Here is a 23,122-nt window from a genome sequence, read left to right on the forward strand (position 1 = left end):
ACCGGGTCGCTGTCGGTTCAGCGATCGGGTGTGGAAACCCGGCAGGTAATCGGAATAGCTGTCGTCATGGCAGTTGCACGCGGGAGGCCGAATGGCCTGCCGGGGTTCCGATAGCCTGGCTTTCCACCCCGCGTGCAGCCGCCACCCTTCGCGTGGAAACGGATGGTGCCGGCCAACCTCTATCGGAGTTTGGCTATGAAAAAAATTGTTCCCAATCCACCTCTTCCCGACACCAAAGAGCGCGCCTTCAGCCGCTGCGATGCCGGCCATCCACCTTTGTTCACAGTAAACCCGGGCGTCTCTGCCCACGACGCCCTGGTGCATGTCGCCCAGTACCTGCGCGGTGCCTACGACTGTGGCTACAAAGCCCTGGAACACCTGGATGAAACCGGCAAGAGCCTTTTCTGGAGCAACCTGAATGCGCTCGAAATGGCAGAAGGATTGGTTGAGGCATTGCTGGATGGGATTGAGTCGCAGCCTGTAAGTTGAAGTGCATTGCATTTGCACAGAGCAGGCTGCGGTAACCGGCCTGCTCCGCCTCAATATAGTGGGCGACATCCGGATTCAACGCAGTTGTATCCATCACATCGTCGAGAAGCGACAAGACGCCCGGGAACGCTATGTAAAAGTAGCGCTGGATACGTTGATTGGACCATTTGAGGTATGGCAGGTCGCATACACCAATGACACCTACAGGCTGGCGTTCATTGGCGTGTACGAGACCAAGCGGCAGATGCTGGTGGTCGTGACACTCGATAACGGCAAAATGCTGTGGAATTTCATGCAGTGCGATGCAAAGGCACTGAATAAGCATCGCCACGGAAAACTGCTCTACAAGCGGTACGCTTATCTGCCGAGCAAAGAAAAGGGCCACTGTCACCAGTGGCCCTGTGCTCGTGCTTGATATTCATATACACACCCTCAAGCCGGGGTGTGGAGGTCTCACCCGACGCTGATGATTCAGCCATCGACGGGGTTCCTACACCAGCTATTGCCGCTGAATGGCAGCTGGTTTCGCGCTCAGGTGAAACGCTAACAACACTCCTGGACCAAGTCAACGATGGCCCCCTTGCGGAAGCCATCCATCAGATTACTTGGTGTTACTTACCCGCAGTCAACGCGTTATAGCTGGTCATCAGGTTCCGATAATCCGGAATGTGGTTGGAGCACAGCGCCGCCAGCCCTTCTACATCATTGCGCCAGTCACGGTGCAGCTCACAGGCCACACCAAACCAAGTCATCATCTGCGCACCGGCCTGGCTCATGCGGTCATGCGCCGCATCACGGGTCATTTCATTGAAGGTGCCGGAAGCATCAGTCACCACGAACACCTCAAACTCTTCCTCCAAAGCCGACAGCGCCGGGAATGCCACGCAAACCTCAGTCACCACGCCAGCAATGATCAGCTGCTTTCTGCCAGTGGCCTTCACCGCCTTGACGAAGTCGTCGTTGTCCCAGGCGTTGATCTGGCCAGGGCGGGCGATGTAGGGGGCGTCCGGGAACAGGGCTTTCAGCTCTGGTACCAGCGGGCCGTTGGGGCCTTGCTCGAAGCTGGTGGTGAGGATGGTCGGCAGGTTGAAGAACTTGGCCAGGTCAGCCAGGGCCAGCACGTTGTTCTTGAACTTGTCCGGCTCGATGTCGCGCACCAGCGACAGCAGGCCAGCCTGGTGGTCGACCAGCAGTACGGCGGCGTCGTCTTTGTTCAGGCGGTTGTAGGTGAATTTGCTCATGGTCTGTGCTCCTGAGGGTTATGAATTTTTCAGCATTCGGGGGTGTTTCGCGTTGATGGGCACAGATTAAAATCATCACCTTTGTGGCGGTAGATAGCAGAATCTGGCTTTAGCGTTCTGATTTATGAACGATAGATTTGCAGGGGCTGTGCCGGCCTCTTCGCGGGTAAGCCCGCTCCCACAGGGATGGCGCCGGGCTTGAGCCCTGTGCAGTACCTGTGGGGCTTAGCCGCGAAAGGGCCGGCACAGGCAACCAAGTACCTGGAGACCGATCATTGGAAGACCTCAACTCCCTCTACTACTTCACCCAGGTAGTCGAGCACGGCGGTTTCGCCCCGGCTGGCCGGGCACTGGACATGCCCAAGTCGAAGCTCAGCCGGCGCATCGCCGACCTCGAAGAGCGCCTGGGCGTGCGCCTGCTGCACCGCACCAGCCGGCACTGCTCGCTCACCGAGATCGGCCAGGCCTATTACAACCGCTGCCTGGCCATGCGCGTGGAGGCCGAGGGTGCGGCGGAGATCATCGAGCGCAACCGCAGCGAACCGCGCGGGCTGGTGCGCATCAGTTGCCCGACCACCCTGCTCAATTCCTGGGTCGGGCCCATGTTGACCCGCTACATGCTCAAGTACCCGCAGGTGGAACTGTTCATCGAGAGCACCAACCGCCGCGTCGACCTGCTGCACGAGGGTTTCGACATTGCCCTGCGGGTGCGCTTTCCGCCGCTGGAAAACACCGACATGGTGATGAAGGTGCTGAGCAACAGTACCCAGTGCCTGGTCGGCCAGCCGCAGTACCTGGAGCAGCTGCCCAAGGGCTTTGACCCACAGTTGCTGGGCACGCTGCCCAGCGTGCATTGGGGCAGTGCCCAGCGCGAATACCACTGGGAGTTGTTCCAGGGCGAAGACAGCAGCCGCAGCATCATCATCCCGCACACGCCGCGCATGGTGACGGACGACCTGTTTGCCTTGCGCCACTTCGTGGTGGCCGGGGTGGGTATTGCACACCTGCCACGGGTAGCGGTGCGTGAGGACCTGGCGGCGGGGCGGCTGGTGGAGTTGGTGCCGGACTGGCACCCGCGTTGTGGCATCGTGCATGCGATCTTCCCGTCGCGGCGGGGGTTGCTGCCGTCGGTGCGGGCGCTGATCGATCATCTGGCCGAAGAATTCGCCATCAGCGACATGGCTTGAGCCGGTTGCCGACTGTGCCGGCCTCTTCGCGGGTAAACCCGCTCCCACAGGTACTGCACAAGCCTTGGGACTAGTGGTGACCCTGTGGGAGCGGGTTTACCCGCGAAGAGGCCGGCACAGGCAAAACCAGCCAGAGCACACACATCCAAGCCCCCTTGCCTATCCTTCATCCACAATCCCGGATCATCCCCCCTGGAGCCCCCATGATCCGCGCCACTCACGGACCAGGCCGCACCCTGCTCGCCACCCTCGCCCTGTACCCGGCGCTCAGCCAGGCTGACGAACCCGGCTGGTCGCTGCTCAGCCGCAACTACTTCCTGCACAGCGACTTCCGCTCGCCCTCCGGCAGTGGCCAGAACTATCGCCAGGAATGGGCCCAGGGCTTCATTGGCGAGATCCGCTCCGGCTTCACCGAGGGCACGCTCGGCGTCGGCATCGATGCCCATGGCTTTTTCGGCCTCAAGCTCGACGGCGGCCGCGGCCATGCCGGCACTGGTCTGCTGCCGCGCGACAGCGATGGCCGCTCCGAGCCCGACTACTCCAGCGCCGGCGCCGCATTAAAGCTGCGCCTGGGCAACACCCAACTACGCTACGGCGAAATGACCGTGGAAACCCCGGTGTTCGACACCAGCGACAAACGTCTGCACCCGGAGTACGCCAGCGGCTGGTTCCTGGACAACACCGACCTGCCCGACTGGCACCTGCAGGCCGGGCGCTTCACCGCCTTCAACAATCAGGACAACAGCTCCACCCACGATGACTTCAACGGCTACGGCGCCAGCACCCGCAACCGTGCCATCAGCCTGGCCGGCGCCACCTTCGCACCCGCAGGCCCGTTCGGTGGTGCGCTGTACGCCGGGCAACTGCAGGACACCTGGCGCCAGGCCTACCTCAACCTGAACCTGGCCGAGGGCAACTGGCGCGTGGACGGCAACCTGTACAAGACCCGCGACACCGGCAATGCCAGTGCCGGGGCAATCGACACCCTCGCCTACAGCCTGCTGGCCAGGTACAGCTTCGGCGCCCAGGCACTGAGCCTGGCCTACCAGAAGGTCGAGGGCGCCACCCCGTTCGACTTCGTCGGCGGTGACTCCATCTACCTGGCCAACTCGATCAAGTACGCCGACTTCAACGGCCCCGGCGAGCGCTCGTGGCAACTGCGCTACGACCTCGACTTCGCCACCCTCGGCGCCCCCGGCCTGAGCCTGATGGGCCGCTACGTCAGCGGCCGAGGCATCGACGGCAGCCATGCACCGGTAGGCGGCGCCTATGTGGGCCAGTACGGCGATGGCGGCAAGCACTGGGAGCGCGACATCGACCTGAAATACGTGGTGCAGTCAGGTGCCGCCAAAGACCTGAGCCTGTCGTTTGCCCATGTCAGCCACCGCGCCAACCAGGCCCAGGCCGACGATGACATCGACCGGATCTACCTGATCATCGAATACCCACTCAAAGGCAGCTTCTGACATAAGCGATTCCCCTTCAGGCGCCTGGAGCCCGTTGCACGTGGCACTGATCCAGGAAGCCGGCTCGCTACCAATGTTCTTCCTCGCCCTGCCGGCCTGGGTGCGGGCACGGGCGTTGGCATTTGCGCCATCACCACCGGCTAACCCGGGGTGAGCTGAAGATCGAGGCGCGGGTGCGGATGCTGCAGACCGATGGAGTTGAGGTGAAGATTCGGCATCTGTTGGCTGGAAGTGAGCACAAGGCTCAACGTTGATACAAACCTCTCCGGCCTCTTCGCGGGTAAACCCGCTCCCACATGTACTGCACCGCACTCGGAACCTGCGCGCCCCCTGTGGAAGCGGGTTTACCCGCGAAGGGGCCAGCACTGAAGGAACAAAAAAGGGCGGCCAGTAACTGGCCCCCTTTTTCACATCAGCTCAGCTTAGAAAGCAAAGCACGAACAACCCAACGCCCCCCAGAAGCCCTGGAAGTCATTCACCGGCACATTCGAATGCCGTGCCTTCTCATGGCTGTGCGCATGCACCCCACAAGGGCCGACGCACTGGTGCGCCACCGCTGCCAGCGATGGTGTACCCACGCGCCAGTGGCCCGGCACCTTGGTCACCGGCGACCACTCCGGCAGCACCGGCACTTGGGGCGGGCCGAGCTTGTCGAACTCCGCCGCACCATACACCACCTTGCCATCGACCACGGTCAGCACCGACTCGATACCCTTGATCGCTTCTTCATCGACACTGAAGAAGTCCAGCGACAGCGCCGCCAGGTCGGCCAGCTGGCCCACCTTGATCTGGCCCTTCTTGCCCTGCTCGCTGGAGAACCAGGCGCTGCCCTGGGTAAACAGCTGCAGCGCGGTGTCGCGGCCAAGGCCTTCCGGGTACAGCTCCATGCCACCGACGGTCTTGCCGCTGACCAGCCAGTACAGCGAGGTCCACGGGTTGTAGCTGGACACCCGGGTGGCGTCGGTACCGGCGCCCACCGGTACGCCCATGTCGAGCATGCGCTTGATCGGCGGGGTCTGCTCGGCGGCCTTGGCGCCGTAGCGGTCAACGAAGTACTCACCCTGGAAGGCCATGCGGTCCTGGATGGCGATACCGCCGCCCAGCGCACGCACGCGCTCGATGTTCTGCGGGGTGATGGTTTCGGCGTGGTCGAAGAACCACGGCAGGCCATTGAACGGGATGTCACGGTTGACCTTCTCGAACACGTCGAGCATGCGCGTGATCGATTCGTTGTAGGTGGCGTGCAGACGGAACGGCCAGCGCTGCTCGACCAGGTGGCGCACCACCGGTTCCAGCTCTTGCTCCATGGTCTGCGGCAGGTCCGGGCGCGGTTCGAGGAAGTCCTCGAAGTCGGCGGCGGAGAACACCAGCATTTCGCCGGCGCCGTTGTGGCGCAGGAAGTCGGTGCCGCTGTGCAGCTTGACGCTGGAGGTCCACTTGCGGAAGTCGTCCAGCTCTTCCTTGGGCTTCTGGGTGAACAGGTTGTAGGCAATGCGCACGGTCAGCTGGTTGTTGTCGGCCAGTTCCTGGATCACCTGATAGTCATCCGGGTAGTTCTGGTAGCCGCCGCCGGCATCGATGGCGCTGGTCAGGCCCAGGCGGTTGAGCTCGCGCATGAACTGGCGGGTGGAGTTGACCTGGTATTCCAGTGGCAATTTCGGCCCCTTGGCCAGGGTGGCGTAGAGGATCATCGCGTTGGGGCGCGCGATGAGCATGCCGGTCGGGTTGCCGAACTTGTCACGCTGAATCTCGCCGCCCGGCGGGTTGGGGGTTTCCTTGGTGTAGCCGACGGCCTTGAGCGCGGCGCGGTTGAGCAGTGCACGGTCGTACAGGTGCAGCAGGAATACCGGGGTGTCCGGCGCGGCCTGGTTGATTTCTTCCAGGGTGGGCATGCGCTTTTCGGCGAACTGGAACTCGTTCCAGCCACCGACCACGCGCACCCACTGCGGGGTGGGCGTACGCGCAGCCTGGTCCTTGAGCATGCGCAGGGCATCGGCCACCGAAGGCACGCCTTCCCAGCGCAGTTCCAGGTTGTAGTTCAGGCCACCACGAATCAGGTGCAGGTGCGAGTCGTTCAGGCCGGGGATGACCGTACGCTGCTTGAGGTCGATGATCTGCGTGGTGGCGCCCTTGTGGGCCATGGCCTCGGCGTCATTGCCCACGGCGATGAAACGGCCATCCTTGATGGCGACGGCGGTCGCGGTGGGGTTATCACGATCAACGGTGTGCAGTTTGCCGTTGAACAGAATCAGATCGGCGGTCATGGAACCTCCTTGGGTGGATGCGTAAGCGGAACCGGTAAAGGGCAATGCGGACCAGAGCGCACCGGCGGCACCGAGCACGGTGCTGGTGGCGAGGAACTGGCGACGGGTCTTGTCGTTGCGGTCCTGGGACATGGGGTTCTCCGTCTCTGGGTGCGGCGGCGGCAGGCGCAACTGCAGAGCATGCCGGTTGGTGTAGGGGCAAGGCTTGGATGGATGTGCGGTGGGTGGTTGAAGGTTAGCCCTGTTCAGCATTTGTGCTGCCTGGGCTAGCCTCTTCGCGGGTGAACCCGCTCCCACAGGGACACCACAGGCCTGTAAGACTGTGGTATCCCTGTGGGAGCGGCTTTACCCGCGAATGCCTCCCACCATTACTTCTGGAGGAACGCCAGCAAGTCCTCATTCAGCTGCTGTGCATGAGTCACCGCAAACCCGTGCGGCGCCCCCGCATACACCTTCAGCTCAGCCCCGCGAATCAGCTCCGCCGCCTGCTTGCCGGTGCTCTCGAACGGCACGATCTGGTCGTCGTCACCGTGGATCACCAGGGTCGGCACATCGATCTTGGCCATGTCCGGGCGGAAGTCGGTTTCAGAGAACGCCGTCACGCAATCCAGGGTGCCCTTGATCGACGCCATCAGCGCAATGTTCAAGGTCTGCGTCTGCACACCCTGGGACACCTGCTGCCCATGGTTGATGCCATAGAACGGCGCGGCAAAATCGGCGATGAACTGCGCCCGGTCGGCACGCAGGCCGGCGCGGATGCCTTCGAACACCGACAGCTCGACACCCTCGGGGTTGTCGTCACGCTTGCCGAACACCGGCGTCACCGCGCCCAGCAGTACCAGCCCGGCCACCCGCTCGCTGCCGTGGCGGGCGATGTAGCGGCTGACGTCACCGCCCCCCATCGAGAAGCCCACCAGGGTCACCTCGCGCAGGTCGAGGTGCTCGATCAGCTGGGCGATGTCATCGGCGAAGGTGTCGTAGTCGTAGCCGTTCCACGGCTGGCTCGAACGGCCGAAACCACGACGGTCGAAGGCGATGGCGCGGTAGCCGCGGCTGGCCAGGAACTCCATTTGCGAATCCCACATATCGGCATCCAGCGGCCAGCCATGGCTGAACAGCACCGGCTTGCCGCTGCCCCAGTCCTTGAAGTAGAGCGAAGTGCCATCGCGGGTAACGAACGTGCTCATGTCGGTATCTCCTTGAAAATGTCGAGGTAAAGGCGTGGCTCAGCCGCGCAGCCAGTTGGCGCAGCGGCGGGTTACCCAAGGCATGATGTAGAACACCACGGGCAGGATGACGAACAGGTTGACGATCAGGTTGCCGGTGATCACTCCGCCCAACTGCGGGAAGCGTGCAAACAGCGGCGCCAGCAGTTGTGGAATGATCATGGTCATCGGGCAGATCACCAGGTAGGTCAGCAGGGCCTGCTTCCAGCGCGGCGGTTGCGCCGGCGTGGTGCTCGTCGAATTAGCGATGACCTTGTGTTGCAGGCATACGGTCACCACGTCGCGGTTGTCTTGGAGTGCGGTATTCATCGGCGTTCCTTGGGATGAGCTTGCCCGCATCCACTGTGCAACGGCGGACGGGCGCTGGATTGGACAGGTGTGCTGCCTTGGCGGGCACCGGCTGGCGGTGCCCGCGCATCTGGCTTACTTGTTGTCGTTGAAAGCGTTGTAGCTGGTGATCAGGTTGCGGTAGTCCGGGATGTGGTTGGAGCACAGCGCCGCCAGCCCTTCGATATCGTGGCGCCAGTCGCGGTGCAGCTCGCAGGCCACACCGAACCAGGTCATCAGTTGCGCGCCGGCCTGGCTCATGCGGTCGTGGGCGGCGTCGCGGGTCATGGCGTTGAAGGTGCCGGAGGCATCGGCGACCACGAACACTTCGAACTCTTCTTCCAGGGCCGACAGCGCCGGGAAGGCTACGCACACTTCGGTCACCACGCCGGCGATGATCAGTTGCTTCTTGCCGGTGGCCTTCACTGCCTTGACGAAATCTTCGTTGTCCCAGGCGTTGATCTGGCCTGGGCGGGCGATGTACGGGGCGTCCGGGAACAGGGCTTTTAGTTCCGGTACCAGCGGACCGTTGGGGCCTTGCTCGAAGCTGGTGGTGAGGATGGTCGGCAGGTTGAAGAACTTGGCCAGGTCGGCCAGGGCCAGGACGTTGTTCTTGAACGCGTCCGGCTCGATGTCGCGGACCAGGGACAGCAGGCCAGCCTGATGGTCGACCAGCAGAACGGCGGCGTCGTCTTTGTTCAGGCGGTTGTATTTGAAGTTGCTCATGGTCGTTGCTCCCAAGGGTTTTGATTTTCAGTAAGTGGGGGTGTTTCGCGTTGATGGGAGAAGATTAAAACCATGACCTTTTTGCCGGTAGATAGCGGTTTTTGGCTCTAGCGTTCTGTTTTATGAACGATAGTTTTGTATGGGCTGCACTGACCCTTTCGCGGGTAAACCCGCTCCCACAGGGATGGACGCCGGGCTTGAGTCCTGTGCAGTACCTGTGGGAGCGGGTTTACCCGCGAAGAGGCCGGCACAGGCCCCATTGCCTGCCCCGCCAACCTGCTCTATTACTACCCACAGCCCTCCCCTCACCCGAGACCACCATGCTGGCGTTCATCCAGTCGTCCCCGTTGTTGCTCGCCACCACCCTGATCCTGCTCGACCTCGTGCTCTGGCAAGTCATCCCCATTCAGCGCCGGGCCTGGCGCATCGGCACCCGCCTGGTGATCTTCCTGCTGTTCAGCTCGGTGCTGGTGGCCGCTGGCATGAGCCCGCTGCAACCGCCACCCTGGCCCGATGATGTCTCGCGCAACCTGATGGCCACGGTGCTGGCGATTGGCTGGTGGCTGTTCGGTGCGCGCACGGTGACGGTGGTGTTCGGCCTGTTGCTGGTGGCCCGCGGCAGCCATGGCGGGCGTTTGCTGCAGGATGTGCTGGGCGCGCTGATCTTCCTGGCTGCCGTGGTCGCTGCCGCAGGCTATGTATTGCAGCTGCCGGTGAAGGGCCTGCTGGCTACATCGGGGGTGATGGCCATCGTCATCGGCCTGGCGCTGCAGAGCACACTGGCCGACGTGTTCAGTGGCATCGTGCTGAACACCACGCGGCCGTATCAGATCGGCGATGCCATCTCCATCGACGGCACCGAGGGCAAAGTGCTGGACATCGACTGGCGTGCCACCCGCCTGCTCACCAGCACCGGTAGCCTGGCGGTGATCCCCAACTCGGTAGCGGCCAAGGCCCGGCTGCTCAACCACAGCCGCCCGGCCGATGTGCACGGGGTGTCGATCAGCGTGGTGGTGCCGGCCAAGGTGCGGCCCAAGCGGGTGTTCGATGCACTGGAAAAGGCCTTGCAAGGCGTCAGTGCCATTCTTGCAACTCCAAAACCAAAGGTGACAGTGAAAGCCTCAACGCTGGAATCTGTGGAGTACGAAGCCAGTGGCTTCGTGGCCGATGCCGGCGCCAAGGGCGACGCGCGCAACCAGCTGTTCGACCTGGCCCACCGCCACCTGGAGGCCAGCGGGGTGATGTGGAACGTCGACCTGGCCATGCCACCCCGCAGCCGCCAGCGCGAGGTGCTGGACGAGGTGCGGGTATTCCGCTCGCTGAGCAGCGAAGAGCGCGATGCGCTGAGCCAGCGCATGACGGCGGTGGAATACCTGGCGGACCAGGTGATCCTGGGCGTGGACGAGCATTCCGATCACCTGCTGGTGATTGGCAGCGGGGTGGTTTCGGCGTCGATCCGCGATGGCGACAAGCTGGTCGAGGCCGGGCGCATGGGGCCAGGCGAAGTGCTTGGGATCGAGGGGATCATCGACGAAGAGGACTCGCTGGCCGAGTTCCGCACGCTGACCGGTTGCGTGCTGTATCGGATCGACAAGGAACAGGTAAAAAGCTGCCTGGTGCAACGCGGCGAGGTGCAGACGGCGTTGAGCAAGCTGCAGCGGTTCCGGCGGCAGAACCGGGAGTCGTTGTTGCTGCAGAAGCCGGTTTCGATCAAGAAAGGCGGCTTCCTCAGCTGGTTGCACAAGTAAGCCTGTGCTGGCCTCTTCGCGGGTAAACCCGCTCCCACAGAGACCGCGCAAATTCGGAACGCTGCGCCGTACCTGTGGGAGCGGGTTTACCCGCGAAGAGGCCTGTGCTTACAACACCACTCTGAGGCATTGCCCCGCGTGGTACAGCGAGAACCCGGACTCATAGAACGCAGTCCGCAGCGAGGGCGCACTCACGCCCTTCATCGGCGAGAACGGAATCGGCAGGCTACCCGCCTCCCCCTTCAGCAGAAACTCGGCAAACGCCCGGCCAATCACGGTCCCGGTGGTGTTACCCCGCCCGTTGTACCCGGTCACCGCCACCAGCCCCGGCGCCGGCTCGAACAGACGCATCAGGTGGTCGGGGGTGAAGTCGATGCAGCCGGTCCAGTGCATTTCCCACTCGACCTTGCCCAGCTCAGGGTAATAGTGGCTCTGGATCCGGTCGGCCCAGCTGCGCACGAACCACGCCGGCTTGTTGTCGACCCGGCCCAGGCTGCCAAGCAGCAGGCGGCCCTGGTCGTCGCGGCGGATGCTGCTGAGCACGGTGCGGGTGTCCCACGAGCCTTGGCCATGTGGCAACACCTTGTCGGCTGCAGCGCCCTGCAACGGCTTGGATGCCACCTGATAGTAATAACCACGGAAGAATTGCTTCTGCAGGTTGCTCCAGTCGCCTTCGGTGTAGGCGCCGGTGGAAATCACCACCTTGTCGGCGCGCACCGAACCGCGCGCGGTCTTCACCCGCCAGGCATCGCCGTCACGCGCCAGGCCTTCGACCGAAGACTGCTGGAACAGCTTGCCGCCCAGGCGTGCCACCGCAGCGGCCAGGCCCTGGGTGTAGCCCATGGGATTGATGGTGCCGGCGCGGCGGTCGAGCAGCGCGGCGGAAATCTTGTCGGTGCCGCAGTATTCCTGGCACTTGGCGCCGGTCAGCAGCTCCACATCGGCACCGCGGCGACGCCATTGTTCGTGGCGGGCTTCGAGGTCGGCGATGCCGGTGGCGTTGTGCGCCATGTGCAGCGTACCTTTGTGCTGAGCCTGGCAGTCGATGCCAAGGCGTTCGATCATGGCGAACACTTCAGCGGGGGCTTCGCCAAGAACCTGGTTCAGGCGGCTGCCCTGTTGCAGGCCAAGCGTGGCCTCGACATCGTCGGGGCGAATCCAGGTACCGGCGTTGACCAGGCCGACATTGCGCCCGGAGCCACCGTGGCCGATCTTCCACGCCTCCAGCAAAATCACTGACTTGCCCTGTTCGAGCAGGTGGATGGCCGCCGACAGGCCGGTAATGCCGCCACCGATCACGCAGACATCGGCCTTGTGCTCACCGGCCAAGGCCTGGGCGGCAACGGTCGGTTTGCTGACGAATTCCCACAAGCATTCTTGACGCAGTTCGGACATGGCCCGGCTCCAGCAATTTTGTTCTTGTTGGGGCTGCTTTGCAGCCCATCGCCGGCAAGCCAGCTCCCACAGGGTCCTCACAGGTTTCGAAATCTGTGAGGACCCTGTGGGAGCGGGTTTACCCGCGAACCGGGGGCCAGGCCCCCGGCCATGCAGCATCAACCGATCAGTCGAACACGATACCCTGCGCCAGCGGCAGCTCGCGCGAGTAGTTCACAGTGTTGGTCTGGCGACGCATGTAGCCTTTCCAGGCATCCGAACCAGACTCACGGCCACCGCCAGTCTCCTTCTCGCCACCGAACGCACCGCCGATCTCGGCGCCGCTGGTGCCGATGTTGACGTTGGCGATGCCGCAGTCGCTGCCCGAGGCGCTCTGGAAGCGTTCGGCTTCACGGATGTCGGTGGTGAAGATGCACGACGACAGGCCTTGTGGCACTTCGTTGTTCAGGCGCAGGGCCTCTTCGAAATCGTCGTAGGCCAGCACGTACAGGATCGGGGCGAAGGTTTCGTGACGCACCACGTCGCTTTGCGCCGGCATTTCGGCAATGGCGGGCGACACGTAGTAGGCGTTCGGGTACTGGTCGGCCAGCTGACGCTCGCCACCAAACACCAGGCCACCTTCGTCACGGGCCTTGGCCAGCGCACCCTGCATGGCGTCGAACGACTGCTTGTCGATCAGCGGGCCTACCAGGTTGTCCTTGCGTGGGTCGCCGATGCGCACCTTGCCGTAGGCGGCTTTTACGCGGGCAACCACTTCGTCCTTGATCGAGCGGTGCACGATCAGCCGGCGCAGGGTGGTGCAACGCTGGCCGGCGGTGCCGACAGCGGAGAACAGGATGCCGCGCACGGCCAGGTCGAGGTCGGCACTCGGGGCCAGGATCATAGCGTTGTTGCCGCCCAGTTCGAGGATGCTGCGGCCGAAGCGGGCAGCCACACGCGGGCCGACTTCGCGCCCCATGCGGGTGCTACCGGTGGCGCTGACCAGCGGTACACGCGGGTCGTCGACCATGGCTTCGCCGGCTTCACGGCCGCCGATCACCAGTTGTGCCAGGCCTGCCGGGGCATCACCGAAGGCTTTCAGGGCTTTTTCGAACAGCGCCTGGCAAGCCAGGGCGGTCAGCGGGGTCTTCTCGGACGGTTTCCATACCACCGAGTTACCGGCGACCAGGGCCAGGGCGGTGTTCCAAGCCCAGACTGCGACCGGGAAGTTGAAGGCGCTGATCACCCCGACCACGCCCAGCGGGTGCCAGGTTTCACGCATGTGGTGGCCAGGGCGCTCGGAGGCGATGGTCAGGCCGTACAGCTGGCGCGACAGGCCAACGGCGAAGTCGCAGATGTCGATCATTTCCTGCACTTCGCCCAGGCCTTCCTGGGTGATCTTGCCGGCTTCGATCGAGACCAGCTCGCCGAGGTCGGCCTTGTGCTGACGCAGTACTTCGCCGAACAGGCGCACCAGCTCGCCACGGCGTGGGGCCGGCACGCTGCGCCAGGCTTCGAAGGCACTCTGGGCCTGATCGATGCGGGCGATGGTCTCGGCCTTGCCGAGCAGTTTCACCGAGGCGATCTGGCTGCCGTCGATCGGCGTGTGAACAGGGTAGTCGCCCTGGGTGTAAGCCTCGGCGGCAACGCCAAGGCGCTCGAGCAATCCAGCAACCATTTGTGCTTCTCCTACATCGGGTGATGGGGTGGAAAAATGATGTGGATCAGTATTAATCCGATCACATAGGTACAACAAACGACCTTTATTCCGCATATCATTCCGCCAGGTAATGATTTGAACCGCAGAGACCGCTATGTCCAAACGCCTGGTGCCCTCCATGACCGCCCTGCAGTGCTTTGAAGCTGCAGCCCGCCATTTGAGCTTTACCCGTGCCGCCGAAGAGCTGCACCTGACCCAGAGTGCGGTCAGCAAGCAGGTGGCGCAGCTTGAAGACATGTTGCGCCACCACCTGTTCCTGCGCATTCGCCGTCGCCTGCAGCTGACGCCGGCGGGCAGCCTGTACCTGGCCGAGGTCAACAAGATCCTCACCCAGGTCGACATGTCCAGCCGCTACGTGCTCACCTACGGCGAGCAGACCGAGATACTGAAGGTAGCCACCCAACCGAGTTTTGGCGTGCGCTGGTTGATCCCGCACCTCAAAGGCTTTGGCAAGCGCCACAGCAATATCCACCTGGATATCCGCAACGAGATGGAGCCGTTCGCCCTGCTGCAGGGCTCGGCGGACGTGGTGTTCTTCTATGGCCAGGGCACTTGGCCGGGCGCCACCTGCGTGGAACTGTTCCGTGAAGAGGTGGTGCCGGTATGTGCGCCGGAGCTGCTGGCCGGGCGTGAACTGAACGATGCCGGGGAGCTGGCCGGACTGGTGCTGTTGCAGAGTACCTCGCGGCCCGAAGCCTGGCACGAGTGGTTCCTGGAGTTGGGCTTGCAGAGCGTCAGTGCCTACCACGGGCCGCGCTTCGATACGTTCTATATGGCCTTGAGCGCGGCGCAGACCGGGTGTGGGGTGGCGCTGGTGCCGCGCTACCTGGCGGCGAAGGAGTTGGCCGAGGGGAGTTTGGTGGTGCCGTGGAACCATGCGATGCGCAGTGCCGGGGCGCATTACCTGGCGTATGCCGAGCATGCGGCGGAAGTGCCCAAGGTAAGGGCATTGGTGGAGTGGATTCGCGAGCAGTTATCGGCTTGAGGGCCTCTTCGCGGGTAAACCCGCTCCCACAGGTATCGCGCAAGGCCTGAACCCTGTGAGGTACCCTGTGGGAGCGGGTTTACCCGCGAAAGGGCCCTTGAGATCGATCAAAAAAGGAATGACACATTCACTTTTTTTCGCTTGTGGGCCAAGTGCATTCCCAGCTTTCATGTAAGCGTCCGAAGCCAACCAGGAAGCTAGCGATGCCCGCCCACGATTTCGTCAGCCCCGACAGCATCCGCGCGCAGTTCTCTGCCGCCATGTCGCTCATGTACAAACAGGAAGTGCCCCTGTACGGCACGCTGCTGGAGCTGGTGAGCGAAATCAACCAGCAGGTCATGGCCGAGCACCCCGAGGTTGCCGAGGCCCTGCGCTGGACCGGCGAAATCGAGCGCCTGGACCAGGAGCGCCATGGTGCCATCCGCGTCGGCACCGCCGCTGAGCTGGCCACCATCGCCCGGCTGTTCGCGGTCATGGGCATGCAGCCGGTCGGCTACTACGACCTCAGTTCCGCCGGCGTGCCGGTGCATTCCACCGCCTTCCGCGCAGTGCACGAGCAGTCGCTGCACGTCAGCCCGTTCCGCGTATTCACCTCGCTGCTGCGCCTGGAACTGATCGACAACCCGCAGCTGCGCGAGCTGGCCGAGAGCATCCTGGCCAAGCGCCAGATCTTCACCGCCCGCGCCCTCGAACTGATCGCCCAATGCGAGCGCGATGGTGGCCTGAACGCCGCCGACGCCGAGGCGTTCGTGCAGGAAGCGCTGCACACCTTCCGCTGGCACCATGACGCCACCGTCACTGCCGAGCAGTACCAACAGTTGCACGACCAGCACCGCCTGATCGCCGATGTGGTGGCCTTCAAGGGCCCGCACATCAACCACCTGACCCCGCGCACCCTGGACATCGATGCAATCCAGATCGGCATGCCGGCCAAGGGCATCCCGCCGAAGGCCGTGGTCGAAGGCCCGCCCACCCGCCGTCACCCGATCCTGCTGCGCCAGACCAGCTTCAAGGCCCTGCAGGAAAAGGTCGCGTTCAGCGACCAGCAGGGCAGCGAAGGTAGCCATACCGCGCGCTTCGGCGAAATCGAGCAACGCGGCGCGGCACTGACGCCGAAAGGTCGCCAGCTGTATGACAAGCTGCTCGACGCCACCCGCGCCGCCCTGGGTGGCGCCCCGGCCGAGGCCAATGCCGAACGCTACATGGCGTTGTTGAAGGACACCTTTGCCGAGTTCCCGGATGACCTGGCGCAGATGCGTGAACAAGGGCTGGCCTACTTCCGCTACTTCGCCACCGAAAAAGGCCTGGCCGCGCGTGACCAGGACGACCGCCCGACCACCCTGGAAGGGTTGATCGAGGCTGGCCATGTGCACTTCGAGGCGCTGGTGTACGAGGACTTCCTGCCGGTGAGTGCGGCGGGGATCTTCCAGTCCAACCTGGGTGACGATGCGCAGGCCGAGTACGGTAGCAACGCCAACCGCGATGCGTTCGAAGCGGCGCTGGGGCTGCAGGTGCAGGATGAGCTGGCGCTGTATGCGCAAAGCGAGCGCCGGTCGTTGCAAGCGTGTGCACAGGCGTTGAACCTGGGCTCGATGTAAGGCATTGCGGCCTCTTCGCGGGTAAACCCGCTCCCACAGGTTCGGTGCATGCCTTGCGGCCAGCGCTTTACCTGTGGGAGAGCGAGCGCCGGTCGCTGCAGGCGTGTGCACAGGCGTTGAACCTGGGCTCGATGTAAGGCATTGCGGCCTCTTCGCGGGTAAACCCGCTCCCACAGGTTCGGTGCATGCCTTGCGGCCAGCGCTATACCTGTGGGAGCGGGTTTACCCGCGAAGAGGCCGGTACAGGCGATCAGAGGGGCGGCAGGATCTGCACATCCGGCAAATCCATCGCCGCCACCTCCTCTTGCAGAAATGCACTCAACCGCCGCAACCGCTCGCCCCCCGGCCGGGTACGCGGCCACACCAGGTAGTAATCCATCCCGCTGGGCACCGCCGTCGGCCAAGGCAAGCTCAAACGCCCCTGCGCCACATCCTCGGCCACCATCAGCAAATCGCCCATGGAGATCCCGTAGCCACGTGCCGCGGCAATCATGCCCAGCTCCAGGGTGTCGAACACCTGCCCGCCCTTGAGCGAAACCTTGTCACTGAGCCCCATGCGCTCCAGCCATTCCCGCCAGTCACGCTTGTCCACCGTAGGGTGCAGCAACTCGATGCAGGCCAGGCAGCGTTCGTCCCACGGCCCTTCATCCAGCAGGTCCGGCGCACCGACCGGGATCAGCAACTCCGGGAACAGCCTGCGCACCTCCCAGTCCGCCGGGAACACACCGTCGCTGAGCAACACCGCGCAATCGAACGGTTCCTGGTTGAAGTCCACATGGTCGACATCCATCCAGGCGCTGGTCAGTTGCACTTCGTTGCCCGGCTGCAAATGGCGAAAGCGGCTCAGGCGCGCCAGCAACCAGCGCATGGTCAGGGTCGAGGGGGCCTTCATGCGCAGGATGTCATCTTCACCGCGCAAGGTCTCGCAAGCCCGTTCCAGCGCGGCAAAGCCTTCGCGCACACCGGGTAGCAGCACCCGCGCCGCTTCGGTCAGTTGCAGGCTGCGGCCACTGCGCACGAACAGGCGGCAGGCAAAGTGCTCCTCCAGCGTGCGGATATGCCGGCTGACCGCGCTCTGGGTGATCGACAGCTCTTCGCCGGCACGGGTGAAGGAGCTTAGCCGCGCGGCGGCTTCGAATGCGCGCAGGGCATACAGCGGGGGGAGCTGACGGGACATGAGGCACCTGCCATACGGGGTTGTGGGGTGAATCACCGGGGAGCATATATGCATGAGTCATACTCATGCCAATGATCGCTTTTATCCTTTTGTGCAAAGTTGACCAAAGCCTCAGAATCGCCCTTCGTTGATCACCCCAGGAAAAGGACTGCCCCATGCATGTCGCGCCCACCACAGAACTCAAGGCTTTGCTGCGCCTGGCCGGGCCGCTGATCGCCTCGCAGTTGGCGCACATGCTGATGGTGCTGACCGATACCCTGATGATGGCCCGCATCAGCCCGCAAGCCCTGGCTGGCGGCGGCCTGGGCGCGGCAAGCTACTCGTTCGTGTCGATCTTCTGCCTGGGCGTGATCGCTGCGGTCGGTACCCTGGTGGCGATTCGCAAAGGCGCCAACGACATCGAGGGCGCCACCCGCCTGGCGCAGGGTGGTCTGTGGCTGGCCTGGGGCCTGGCCCTGTTCGCTGCGCTGGTGCTGTGGAACCTTGAGCCGGTGCTGCTGCTGTTCGGGCAAAAGCCCGAGAACGTTGCCTCGGCTGCCGAATTTCTCACCCTGCTGCCACTGGCGCTGCCCGGCTACCTGACCTTCATGGCCCTGCGCGGCTTCACCAGCGCGCTGGGCCGGTCTACCCCGGTGATGGTCATCAGCCTGGTCGGCACGGTGCTCAACTACCTGTTCAACGTGGCGCTGATCGAAGGCCTGTTCGGCCTGCCCAAGCTGGGCCTGATGGGCATCGGCCTGGTCACCGCGGTGGTGTCGATGGGCATGGCCATTGCCTTGGCGCTGTATATCCGCTGGCACCCGGCATATGCCGCCTATCCGCTGCGCAAGGGCCTGTCGCGCCCATCGCTGCCGGCCCTGCGCGAGCTGTGGCGGCTGGGCCTGCCGATTGGCGGCACCTACATGGTGGAAGTCGGCCTGTTCGCCTTCGCCGCGCTGTGCATGGGCGTGCTGGGCAGTACCGAGCTGGCAGCGCACCAGATCGCCCTGCAGATCGTCTCCACGGCGTTCATGGTGCCGACCGGGTTGTCGTATGCGGTGACCATGCGCGTGGGGCTGTACTACGGCGCCGACAACCTGCTGGCAGCGCGCAGTGCCGGGCGGGTGGGCATTGGCTTCGGGGCGATGATCATGTTTGCCTTCGCCGCGCTGTTCTGGCTGCTGCCCGATGCGCTGGTGGGGCTGTTCATCGACCGTAATGACCCGGCATTTGCGGCGATCTTCCAGCTGGCGGTGCAGTTGCTGATGGTGGCGGCGTGGTTCGAGCTGTTCGATGGCATGCAGACGATCGCGATGGGCTCGATCCGTGGGCTGAAGGATGCCAAGACCACCTTCCTGATCGGGCTGGTGTGCTACTGGCTGGTGGGGGCGCCGAGTGCCTGGCTGTTTACCTTCAACCTGGGCGGTGGTGCGGTCGGGGTGTGGTGGGGGCTGGCGCTGGGGCTGGCGTGTGCGGCGGTGGCGCTGACCTTTGGCTTCGAGTGGCGGATGAAGCGGCTTTTGGGTAAGGCCGGGATTGGTGGAGCGGCGACGGCTTCGGCCTGACTTGCGGGCCTCTTCGCGGGTAAACCCGCTCCCACAGGGACTGCACAGGGTCTGAATCCTGTGCAAAGCCTGTGGGAGCGGGTTCACCCGCGAAAGGGCCCTAAAGGGCAGCGCCCAACTGGCAGCCGGTCGCCTGCAGCAAGAACTCCATCAACTCCCCCACCGGCAGCGGTTTGCTGACCAGGAAGCCTTGAACCTGGTCACAACCAAACCCGCGCAACAACGCCATCTGCTCCTCACTCTCCACCCCCTCGGCTACCACTTCAAGGTTGAGGTTGTGCGCCAGGTTGATCATGGCATGCACCAGCTTGCGGTTCTCCTCGCGCATTTCCATCTCCGCGACAAAGCTGCGGTCCACCTTGAGCAAGGTGATCGGCAGGCTGTTCAGGTGCACGAACGAAGAGAACCCGGTACCGAAATCATCGAGCGAGAAGCGCACGCCCAGGCGCCCCAGGGCGTCCATGGTCTGGCGTACCAGCTCGTTACGGCGCATCACCGCCGTTTCGGTCAGCTCGAACTCCAGCCAGCGGGCATCCACGCCATGCTCGAGAATCAGGCGGCTCAAGGTCGCCAGCAGCTGGCTGTCCTGAAACTGGCGGAAGCTCAGGTTGACTGCCATGTGCAGCGGCTCCAGGCCGCGCTCGCACAGCGCCTGCATGTCATGCAGGGCACGGGAAATCACCCAGTAGCCCAGCGGCACGATCAGGCCGCTCTGCTCGGCCAGCGGCACGAACTCGCTGGGCGGCAACAGGCCGCGCTCGGCATGCCGCCAACGCACCAGCGCCTCGAGGCCGACGATGCGCCCGTCGGCCAGGTTCAACCGCGGCTGGTAATGCAGCTCCAGCTCGTCACGGCGCAGGGCGCGGCGCAGTTCGCTTTCCAGGTCGGCCAGGCTGCGGGCGTTGCGGTTGATGCGTTCATTGAACACATGGAAGGTGCAACCCTGGCTGCCCTTGGCCTGGCGCATGGCGATGTGCGCGTGCCACATTAGCGGGTCGGCCCCACCCTGGGCACGGGCATGGGCCAGGCCCAGGCTGCAGCCCAGCAGCAGGCTTTCGCCGTCGATCCAGTAGGGTTCGGCCAAGGCCTCGACAATCCGCTCGGCAATCCATTCGGCACGGTTGGCGTCGCGGCGGGTGTCGATCAGCAGGGCGAACTCGTCGCTGCCCAGGCGCGCCAGCTGGTCGCACGCCTCCAGTTGCTGTTTCAGGCGCGCCACCACCTGCAGGATCAGGCGGTCGCCGCTCTGGTGGCCGAGGGCATCGTTGACGTGGCGGAAATTGTCCAGGTCCAGGTGGCCGAGGGCAAGGCCGCGGCCGTCGTTCTCGGCCAGGCGCGCGGTCAGCAAGGCCTGGAAGCCCTGGCGGTTGGCGATGCCGGTCAGCGGGTCCTGCTCGGCCAGGCGCTGCAAGGTGGCCACCAGCACGCCGCGCTCGCGCACATGGCGCAGCGAGCGGCGCAAGGTGTCGGCTTTGAGCTGGTCACGCACCAGCCAGTCGCTGACGGCGCTGGGCGCTACCTGGGGCTCGTGGTCGAGCAGCAGGATGGTCGGCAGCTCGCAGCGCCCGGGCGCCGGCTGAAGCGCCGGGGTTGCCAGCACGACAGCCTGGCGGTCATGGCTGAACAGGCTGTCGACCGCCTCCCAGTTCGGCGCCGTCAGCAGCACGGCGCTGCCATCCAGGGCAGGCATGCACGCGCGTAGCAGCGCGGCCCATTCCGGCTCATCAGCCAACAGCAGCAAACGCAATGGTTCGACAGGCGTGGACAAGCGGGCTCCTTAGGGCTTCACGGTGCAACGGAACTGCCAGGTATGCTACTGCATTAATGAAAATGATTTTCACTTTAATACATGTTTTTACGGGCGTAGCATCCCGACGTATTTTGTCGTGCATCCTGCGCGAAACTGCGCCAGCCGGCAAATCCCGTTTACATATTTGACTCAGACGTCAGACGGTCGCGCCACAATCGCCCCATGCCTGTTAGAATGCGCGGCTATTTTCTGGCGACCCCCGGTTTCTAGCATGTCCCGACTCAATCCCCGGCAGCAGGAAGCCCGTGACTATGTCGGCGGCCCTCTTTTGGTGCTCGCCGGTGCAGGCTCGGGCAAGACCAGCGTGATCACACGCAAGATTGCCCACCTCATCCAGAACTGCGGCATCCGTGCCCAGTACATCGTGGCGATGACCTTTACCAACAAGGCCGCACGCGAGATGAAGGAACGGGTCGCCACCCTGTTGCGTCCGGGGGAAGGCCGTGGCCTGACGGTGTGCACCTTCCACAACCTGGGCCTGAACATCATCCGCAGGGAGCACGAGCGCCTGGGCTACAAGCCTGGTTTCTCGATCTTCGACGAGTCCGACATCAAGGCGTTGCTGTCGGACATCATGCAGAAGGAATACTCCGGCGACGACGGCATCGACGAGATCAAGAACATGATCGGTGCCTGGAAGAACGACCTGATCCTGCCCGCCGAGGCCCTGGAGAAGGCGCGCAACCCGCGCGAGCAGACCGCCGCCATCGTCTATACCCACTACCAGCGCACGCTCAAGGCGTTCAACGCGGTGGATTTCGACGACCTGATCCTACTGCCGGTCAAGCTGTTCCAGGAGCACCCCGATGTGCTGGAACGCTGGCAGAACCGCGTGCGCTACTTGCTGGTGGACGAATACCAGGACACCAACGCCAGCCAGTACCTGCTGGTGAAGATGCTGATCGGCATGCGCAACCAGTTCACCGTGGTGGGTGACGACGACCAGTCGATCTACGCCTGGCGTGGCGCCCGGCCGGAAAACCTGATGCTGCTCAAGGAGGACTACCCCTCCCTGAAAGTGGTGATGCTGGAGCAGAACTACCGTTCCACCAGCCGCATTCTGCGCTGCGCCAACGTGCTGATCGCCAACAACCCGCACGCGTTCGAAAAACAGCTGTGGAGCGAGATGGGCGTGGGCGACGAGATCCGCGTGATCCGCTGCAAGAACGAGGAAGCCGAGGCCGAACGCGTGGCCATGGAAATCCTCACCCTGCACCTGCGCACCAACCGCCCGTACAGCGACTTCGCCATCCTCTACCGGGGCAACTACCAGGCCAAGCTGATCGAACTGAAGCTGCAGCACCACCAGGTGCCGTATCGCCTGTCGGGCGGCAACAGCTTCTTCGGCCGCCAGGAGGTCAAGGACCTGATGGCCTACCTGCGCCTGCTGGTGAACCCGGACGATGACAACGCCTACCTGCGGGTCATCAACGTGCCGCGCCGGGAAATCGGCTCCACCACCCTGGAAAAGCTCGGCAACTACGCCACCGAGCGCAAGATTTCGATGTACGCTGCCAGCGACGAGCTGGGCCTGGGCGAGCATCTGGACGCCCGCTACACCGAGCGTCTGCAGCGCTTCAAGCACTGGCTGGACGGGGTGCGCCACAAGGTCGCCCTGGAAGACCCGATCGCCGCGCTGCACGAGATGATCCGCGACATCGACTACGAGAACTGGATCCGCCAGCAGACCGCCAGCGACAAGGCTGCCGAGTTCCGCATCAGCAACGTCTGGTTCCTGGTCGAAGCGCTGAAGAACACCCTCGAGAAGGACGAGGAGGGTGACATGACCATCGAGGACGCCATCGGCAAGCTGGTGCTGCGCGACATGCTCGAGCGCCAGCAGGAAGAGGAAGAGAACGCCGAAGGTGTGCAGATGATGACCCTGCATGCCTCCAAGGGCCTGGAATTCCCCTACGTGTTCATCATGGGCATGGAAGAGGAAATCCTCCCGCACCGCTCCAGCATCGAGGCCGACACCATCGAAGAGGAACGCCGCCTGGCCTACGTGGGCATCACCCGCGCGCGCCAGACCCTGGCCTTCACCTACGCCGCCAAGCGCAAGCAGTACGGTGAAATCATCGACTGCACGCCCAGCCGGTTCCTCGACGAACTGCCACCGGACGACCTGGCCTGGGAAGGCCTGGACGATGCACCGGTCGAGGTAAAGGCCGCACGTGGCAACAACGCCCTGGCCGATATCCGGGCAATGCTCAAACGCTGATCAACCATTACTCTTTAAT

18 protein-coding genes and 1 pseudogene are annotated in these 23,122 nt (G+C 63.7%); 10 read left to right on the plus strand and 9 right to left on the minus strand.

Annotation, left to right across the window (positions count from 1 at the left end; genetic code table 11):
- Window positions 1-195: 195 nt before the first annotated feature.
- Entirely contained in the window at window positions 196-489 is a 294-nt protein-coding gene (locus FQ664_RS25370) for a hypothetical protein (RefSeq protein WP_085601142.1), read from the plus strand.
- 1 nt (window position 490) lies between these two features.
- The gene (locus FQ664_RS25375; RefSeq protein ID WP_256676087.1) at window positions 491-904 is read left to right on the plus strand and encodes a PBECR2 nuclease fold domain-containing protein; all 414 of its coding nucleotides are present in this window, start codon (window positions 491-493) and stop codon (window positions 902-904) included.
- A 196-nt stretch (window positions 905-1,100) separates the two neighbouring features.
- Here the strand turns inward: FQ664_RS25375 and ycaC (FQ664_RS25380) are convergent, their stop codons facing one another.
- Window positions 1,101-1,730, minus strand: coding sequence for an isochorismate family cysteine hydrolase YcaC (gene ycaC / locus FQ664_RS25380; protein WP_144175725.1), 630 nt, complete (start codon window positions 1,728-1,730; stop codon window positions 1,101-1,103).
- Window positions 1,731-2,005: 275 nt separating this feature from the next.
- Here ycaC (FQ664_RS25380) and FQ664_RS25385 point away from each other — a divergent pair, with 275 nt between their 5' ends.
- The 3 genes and pseudogenes from FQ664_RS25385 to FQ664_RS28365 all read left to right on the plus strand — a co-directional run.
- Window positions 2,006-2,917: a LysR substrate-binding domain-containing protein gene (locus tag FQ664_RS25385; RefSeq protein WP_144175726.1), complete on the plus strand. Its 912-nt coding sequence runs from the start codon at window positions 2,006-2,008 to the stop codon at window positions 2,915-2,917.
- A 203-nt stretch (window positions 2,918-3,120) separates the two neighbouring features.
- The gene (locus tag FQ664_RS25395; RefSeq protein ID WP_144175727.1) at window positions 3,121-4,383 is read left to right on the plus strand and encodes an OprD family porin; all 1,263 of its coding nucleotides are present in this window, start codon (window positions 3,121-3,123) and stop codon (window positions 4,381-4,383) included.
- A 119-nt stretch (window positions 4,384-4,502) separates the two neighbouring features.
- A pseudogene (locus FQ664_RS28365) lies at window positions 4,503-4,637 on the plus strand (hypothetical protein); the annotation flags it as partial.
- A 168-nt stretch (window positions 4,638-4,805) separates the two neighbouring features.
- Here the strand turns inward: FQ664_RS28365 and FQ664_RS25400 are convergent.
- From FQ664_RS25400 to ycaC (FQ664_RS25415), 4 genes are all read right to left on the minus strand, one after another.
- Window positions 4,806-6,647: an amidohydrolase gene (locus FQ664_RS25400; protein ID WP_178091054.1), complete on the minus strand. Its 1,842-nt coding sequence runs from the start codon at window positions 6,645-6,647 to the stop codon at window positions 4,806-4,808.
- A 368-nt stretch (window positions 6,648-7,015) separates the two neighbouring features.
- Window positions 7,016-7,834, minus strand: a complete 819-nt coding sequence (locus FQ664_RS25405) for an alpha/beta fold hydrolase (RefSeq protein ID WP_144175729.1) — start codon at window positions 7,832-7,834, stop codon at window positions 7,016-7,018.
- 39 nt (window positions 7,835-7,873) lie between these two features.
- Complete coding sequence (locus tag FQ664_RS25410; RefSeq protein WP_144175730.1) at window positions 7,874-8,182, minus strand: putative antibiotic biosynthesis monooxygenase; 309 nt, start codon at window positions 8,180-8,182, stop codon at window positions 7,874-7,876.
- 114 nt (window positions 8,183-8,296) lie between these two features.
- The gene (gene ycaC, locus FQ664_RS25415; protein ID WP_144175731.1) at window positions 8,297-8,926 is read right to left on the minus strand and encodes an isochorismate family cysteine hydrolase YcaC; all 630 of its coding nucleotides are present in this window, start codon (window positions 8,924-8,926) and stop codon (window positions 8,297-8,299) included.
- 320 nt (window positions 8,927-9,246) lie between these two features.
- On the opposite strand from ycaC (FQ664_RS25415), the gene FQ664_RS25420 reads away from it, so the two are divergent.
- The gene (locus tag FQ664_RS25420; protein ID WP_144175733.1) at window positions 9,247-10,674 is read left to right on the plus strand and encodes a mechanosensitive ion channel family protein; all 1,428 of its coding nucleotides are present in this window, start codon (window positions 9,247-9,249) and stop codon (window positions 10,672-10,674) included.
- 108 nt (window positions 10,675-10,782) lie between these two features.
- On the opposite strand, the gene amaA is transcribed toward FQ664_RS25420, so the two are convergent.
- Together amaA and amaB are read right to left on the minus strand one after the other, a co-directional pair.
- The gene (gene amaA / locus FQ664_RS25425; protein WP_144175734.1) at window positions 10,783-12,069 is read right to left on the minus strand and encodes an L-pipecolate oxidase; all 1,287 of its coding nucleotides are present in this window, start codon (window positions 12,067-12,069) and stop codon (window positions 10,783-10,785) included.
- 166 nt (window positions 12,070-12,235) lie between these two features.
- Window positions 12,236-13,726: an L-piperidine-6-carboxylate dehydrogenase gene (amaB, locus tag FQ664_RS25430; protein ID WP_144175735.1), complete on the minus strand. Its 1,491-nt coding sequence runs from the start codon at window positions 13,724-13,726 to the stop codon at window positions 12,236-12,238.
- A gap of 136 nt (window positions 13,727-13,862) precedes the next feature.
- Here amaB and FQ664_RS25435 point away from each other — a divergent pair, with 136 nt between their 5' ends.
- Window positions 13,863-14,753 (plus strand): LysR family transcriptional regulator, encoded by an 891-nt coding sequence (locus FQ664_RS25435; RefSeq protein ID WP_144175736.1) that lies wholly within the window; start codon window positions 13,863-13,865, stop codon window positions 14,751-14,753.
- 203 nt (window positions 14,754-14,956) lie between these two features.
- Window positions 14,957-16,351: a 2-oxoadipate dioxygenase/decarboxylase HglS gene (gene hglS / locus FQ664_RS25440; protein WP_144175737.1), complete on the plus strand. Its 1,395-nt coding sequence runs from the start codon at window positions 14,957-14,959 to the stop codon at window positions 16,349-16,351.
- Between the two features lie 250 nt (window positions 16,352-16,601).
- Here hglS and FQ664_RS25445 read toward each other — a convergent pair whose 3' ends face one another.
- Entirely contained in the window at window positions 16,602-17,528 is a 927-nt protein-coding gene (locus FQ664_RS25445) for a LysR substrate-binding domain-containing protein (protein ID WP_144175738.1), read from the minus strand.
- A gap of 155 nt (window positions 17,529-17,683) precedes the next feature.
- On the opposite strand from FQ664_RS25445, the gene FQ664_RS25450 reads away from it, so the two are divergent.
- Window positions 17,684-19,072 carry a NorM family multidrug efflux MATE transporter gene (locus tag FQ664_RS25450; RefSeq protein WP_144175739.1) on the plus strand — a complete coding sequence of 463 codons (1,389 nt, stop codon included), beginning with the start codon at window positions 17,684-17,686 and terminating at the stop codon, window positions 19,070-19,072.
- Window positions 19,073-19,172: 100 nt separating this feature from the next.
- Here FQ664_RS25450 and FQ664_RS25455 read toward each other — a convergent pair whose 3' ends face one another.
- Window positions 19,173-20,840 carry a putative bifunctional diguanylate cyclase/phosphodiesterase gene (locus tag FQ664_RS25455; protein WP_144175741.1) on the minus strand — a complete coding sequence of 556 codons (1,668 nt, stop codon included), beginning with the start codon at window positions 20,838-20,840 and terminating at the stop codon, window positions 19,173-19,175.
- 253 nt (window positions 20,841-21,093) lie between these two features.
- Between FQ664_RS25455 and rep the strand changes: the two genes are divergently transcribed.
- Window positions 21,094-23,103, plus strand: coding sequence for a DNA helicase Rep (rep, locus tag FQ664_RS25460; protein WP_144175742.1), 2,010 nt, complete (start codon window positions 21,094-21,096; stop codon window positions 23,101-23,103).
- Window positions 23,104-23,122: the final 19 nt, after the last annotated feature.

The organism is Pseudomonas persica (genome assembly GCF_900291015.1).
Taxonomy (GTDB): Bacteria; Pseudomonadota; Gammaproteobacteria; order Pseudomonadales; family Pseudomonadaceae; genus Aquipseudomonas.

Coding starts and splice junctions, on each gene's coding strand:
- amaA (WP_144175734.1), bottom strand. CDS start 12,069: ATGTCCGAACTGCGTCAAGAATGCTTGTGGGAATTCGTCAGCAAACCG.
- amaB (WP_144175735.1), bottom strand. CDS start 13,726: ATGGTTGCTGGATTGCTCGAGCGCCTTGGCGTTGCCGCCGAGGCTTAC.
- rep (WP_144175742.1), top strand. CDS start 21,094: ATGTCCCGACTCAATCCCCGGCAGCAGGAAGCCCGTGACTATGTCGGC.
- hglS (WP_144175737.1), top strand. CDS start 14,957: ATGCCCGCCCACGATTTCGTCAGCCCCGACAGCATCCGCGCGCAGTTC.
- ycaC (WP_144175731.1), bottom strand. CDS start 8,926: ATGAGCAACTTCAAATACAACCGCCTGAACAAAGACGACGCCGCCGTT.
- FQ664_RS25445 (WP_144175738.1), bottom strand. CDS start 17,528: ATGTCCCGTCAGCTCCCCCCGCTGTATGCCCTGCGCGCATTCGAAGCC.
- FQ664_RS25450 (WP_144175739.1), top strand. CDS start 17,684: ATGCATGTCGCGCCCACCACAGAACTCAAGGCTTTGCTGCGCCTGGCC.
- FQ664_RS25395 (WP_144175727.1), top strand. CDS start 3,121: ATGATCCGCGCCACTCACGGACCAGGCCGCACCCTGCTCGCCACCCTC.
- ycaC (WP_144175725.1), bottom strand. CDS start 1,730: ATGAGCAAATTCACCTACAACCGCCTGAACAAAGACGACGCCGCCGTA.
- FQ664_RS25420 (WP_144175733.1), top strand. CDS start 9,247: ATGCTGGCGTTCATCCAGTCGTCCCCGTTGTTGCTCGCCACCACCCTG.
- FQ664_RS25405 (WP_144175729.1), bottom strand. CDS start 7,834: ATGAGCACGTTCGTTACCCGCGATGGCACTTCGCTCTACTTCAAGGAC.
- FQ664_RS25435 (WP_144175736.1), top strand. CDS start 13,863: ATGTCCAAACGCCTGGTGCCCTCCATGACCGCCCTGCAGTGCTTTGAA.
- FQ664_RS25410 (WP_144175730.1), bottom strand. CDS start 8,182: ATGAATACCGCACTCCAAGACAACCGCGACGTGGTGACCGTATGCCTG.
- FQ664_RS25400 (WP_178091054.1), bottom strand. CDS start 6,647: ATGACCGCCGATCTGATTCTGTTCAACGGCAAACTGCACACCGTTGAT.
- FQ664_RS25370 (WP_085601142.1), top strand. CDS start 196: ATGAAAAAAATTGTTCCCAATCCACCTCTTCCCGACACCAAAGAGCGC.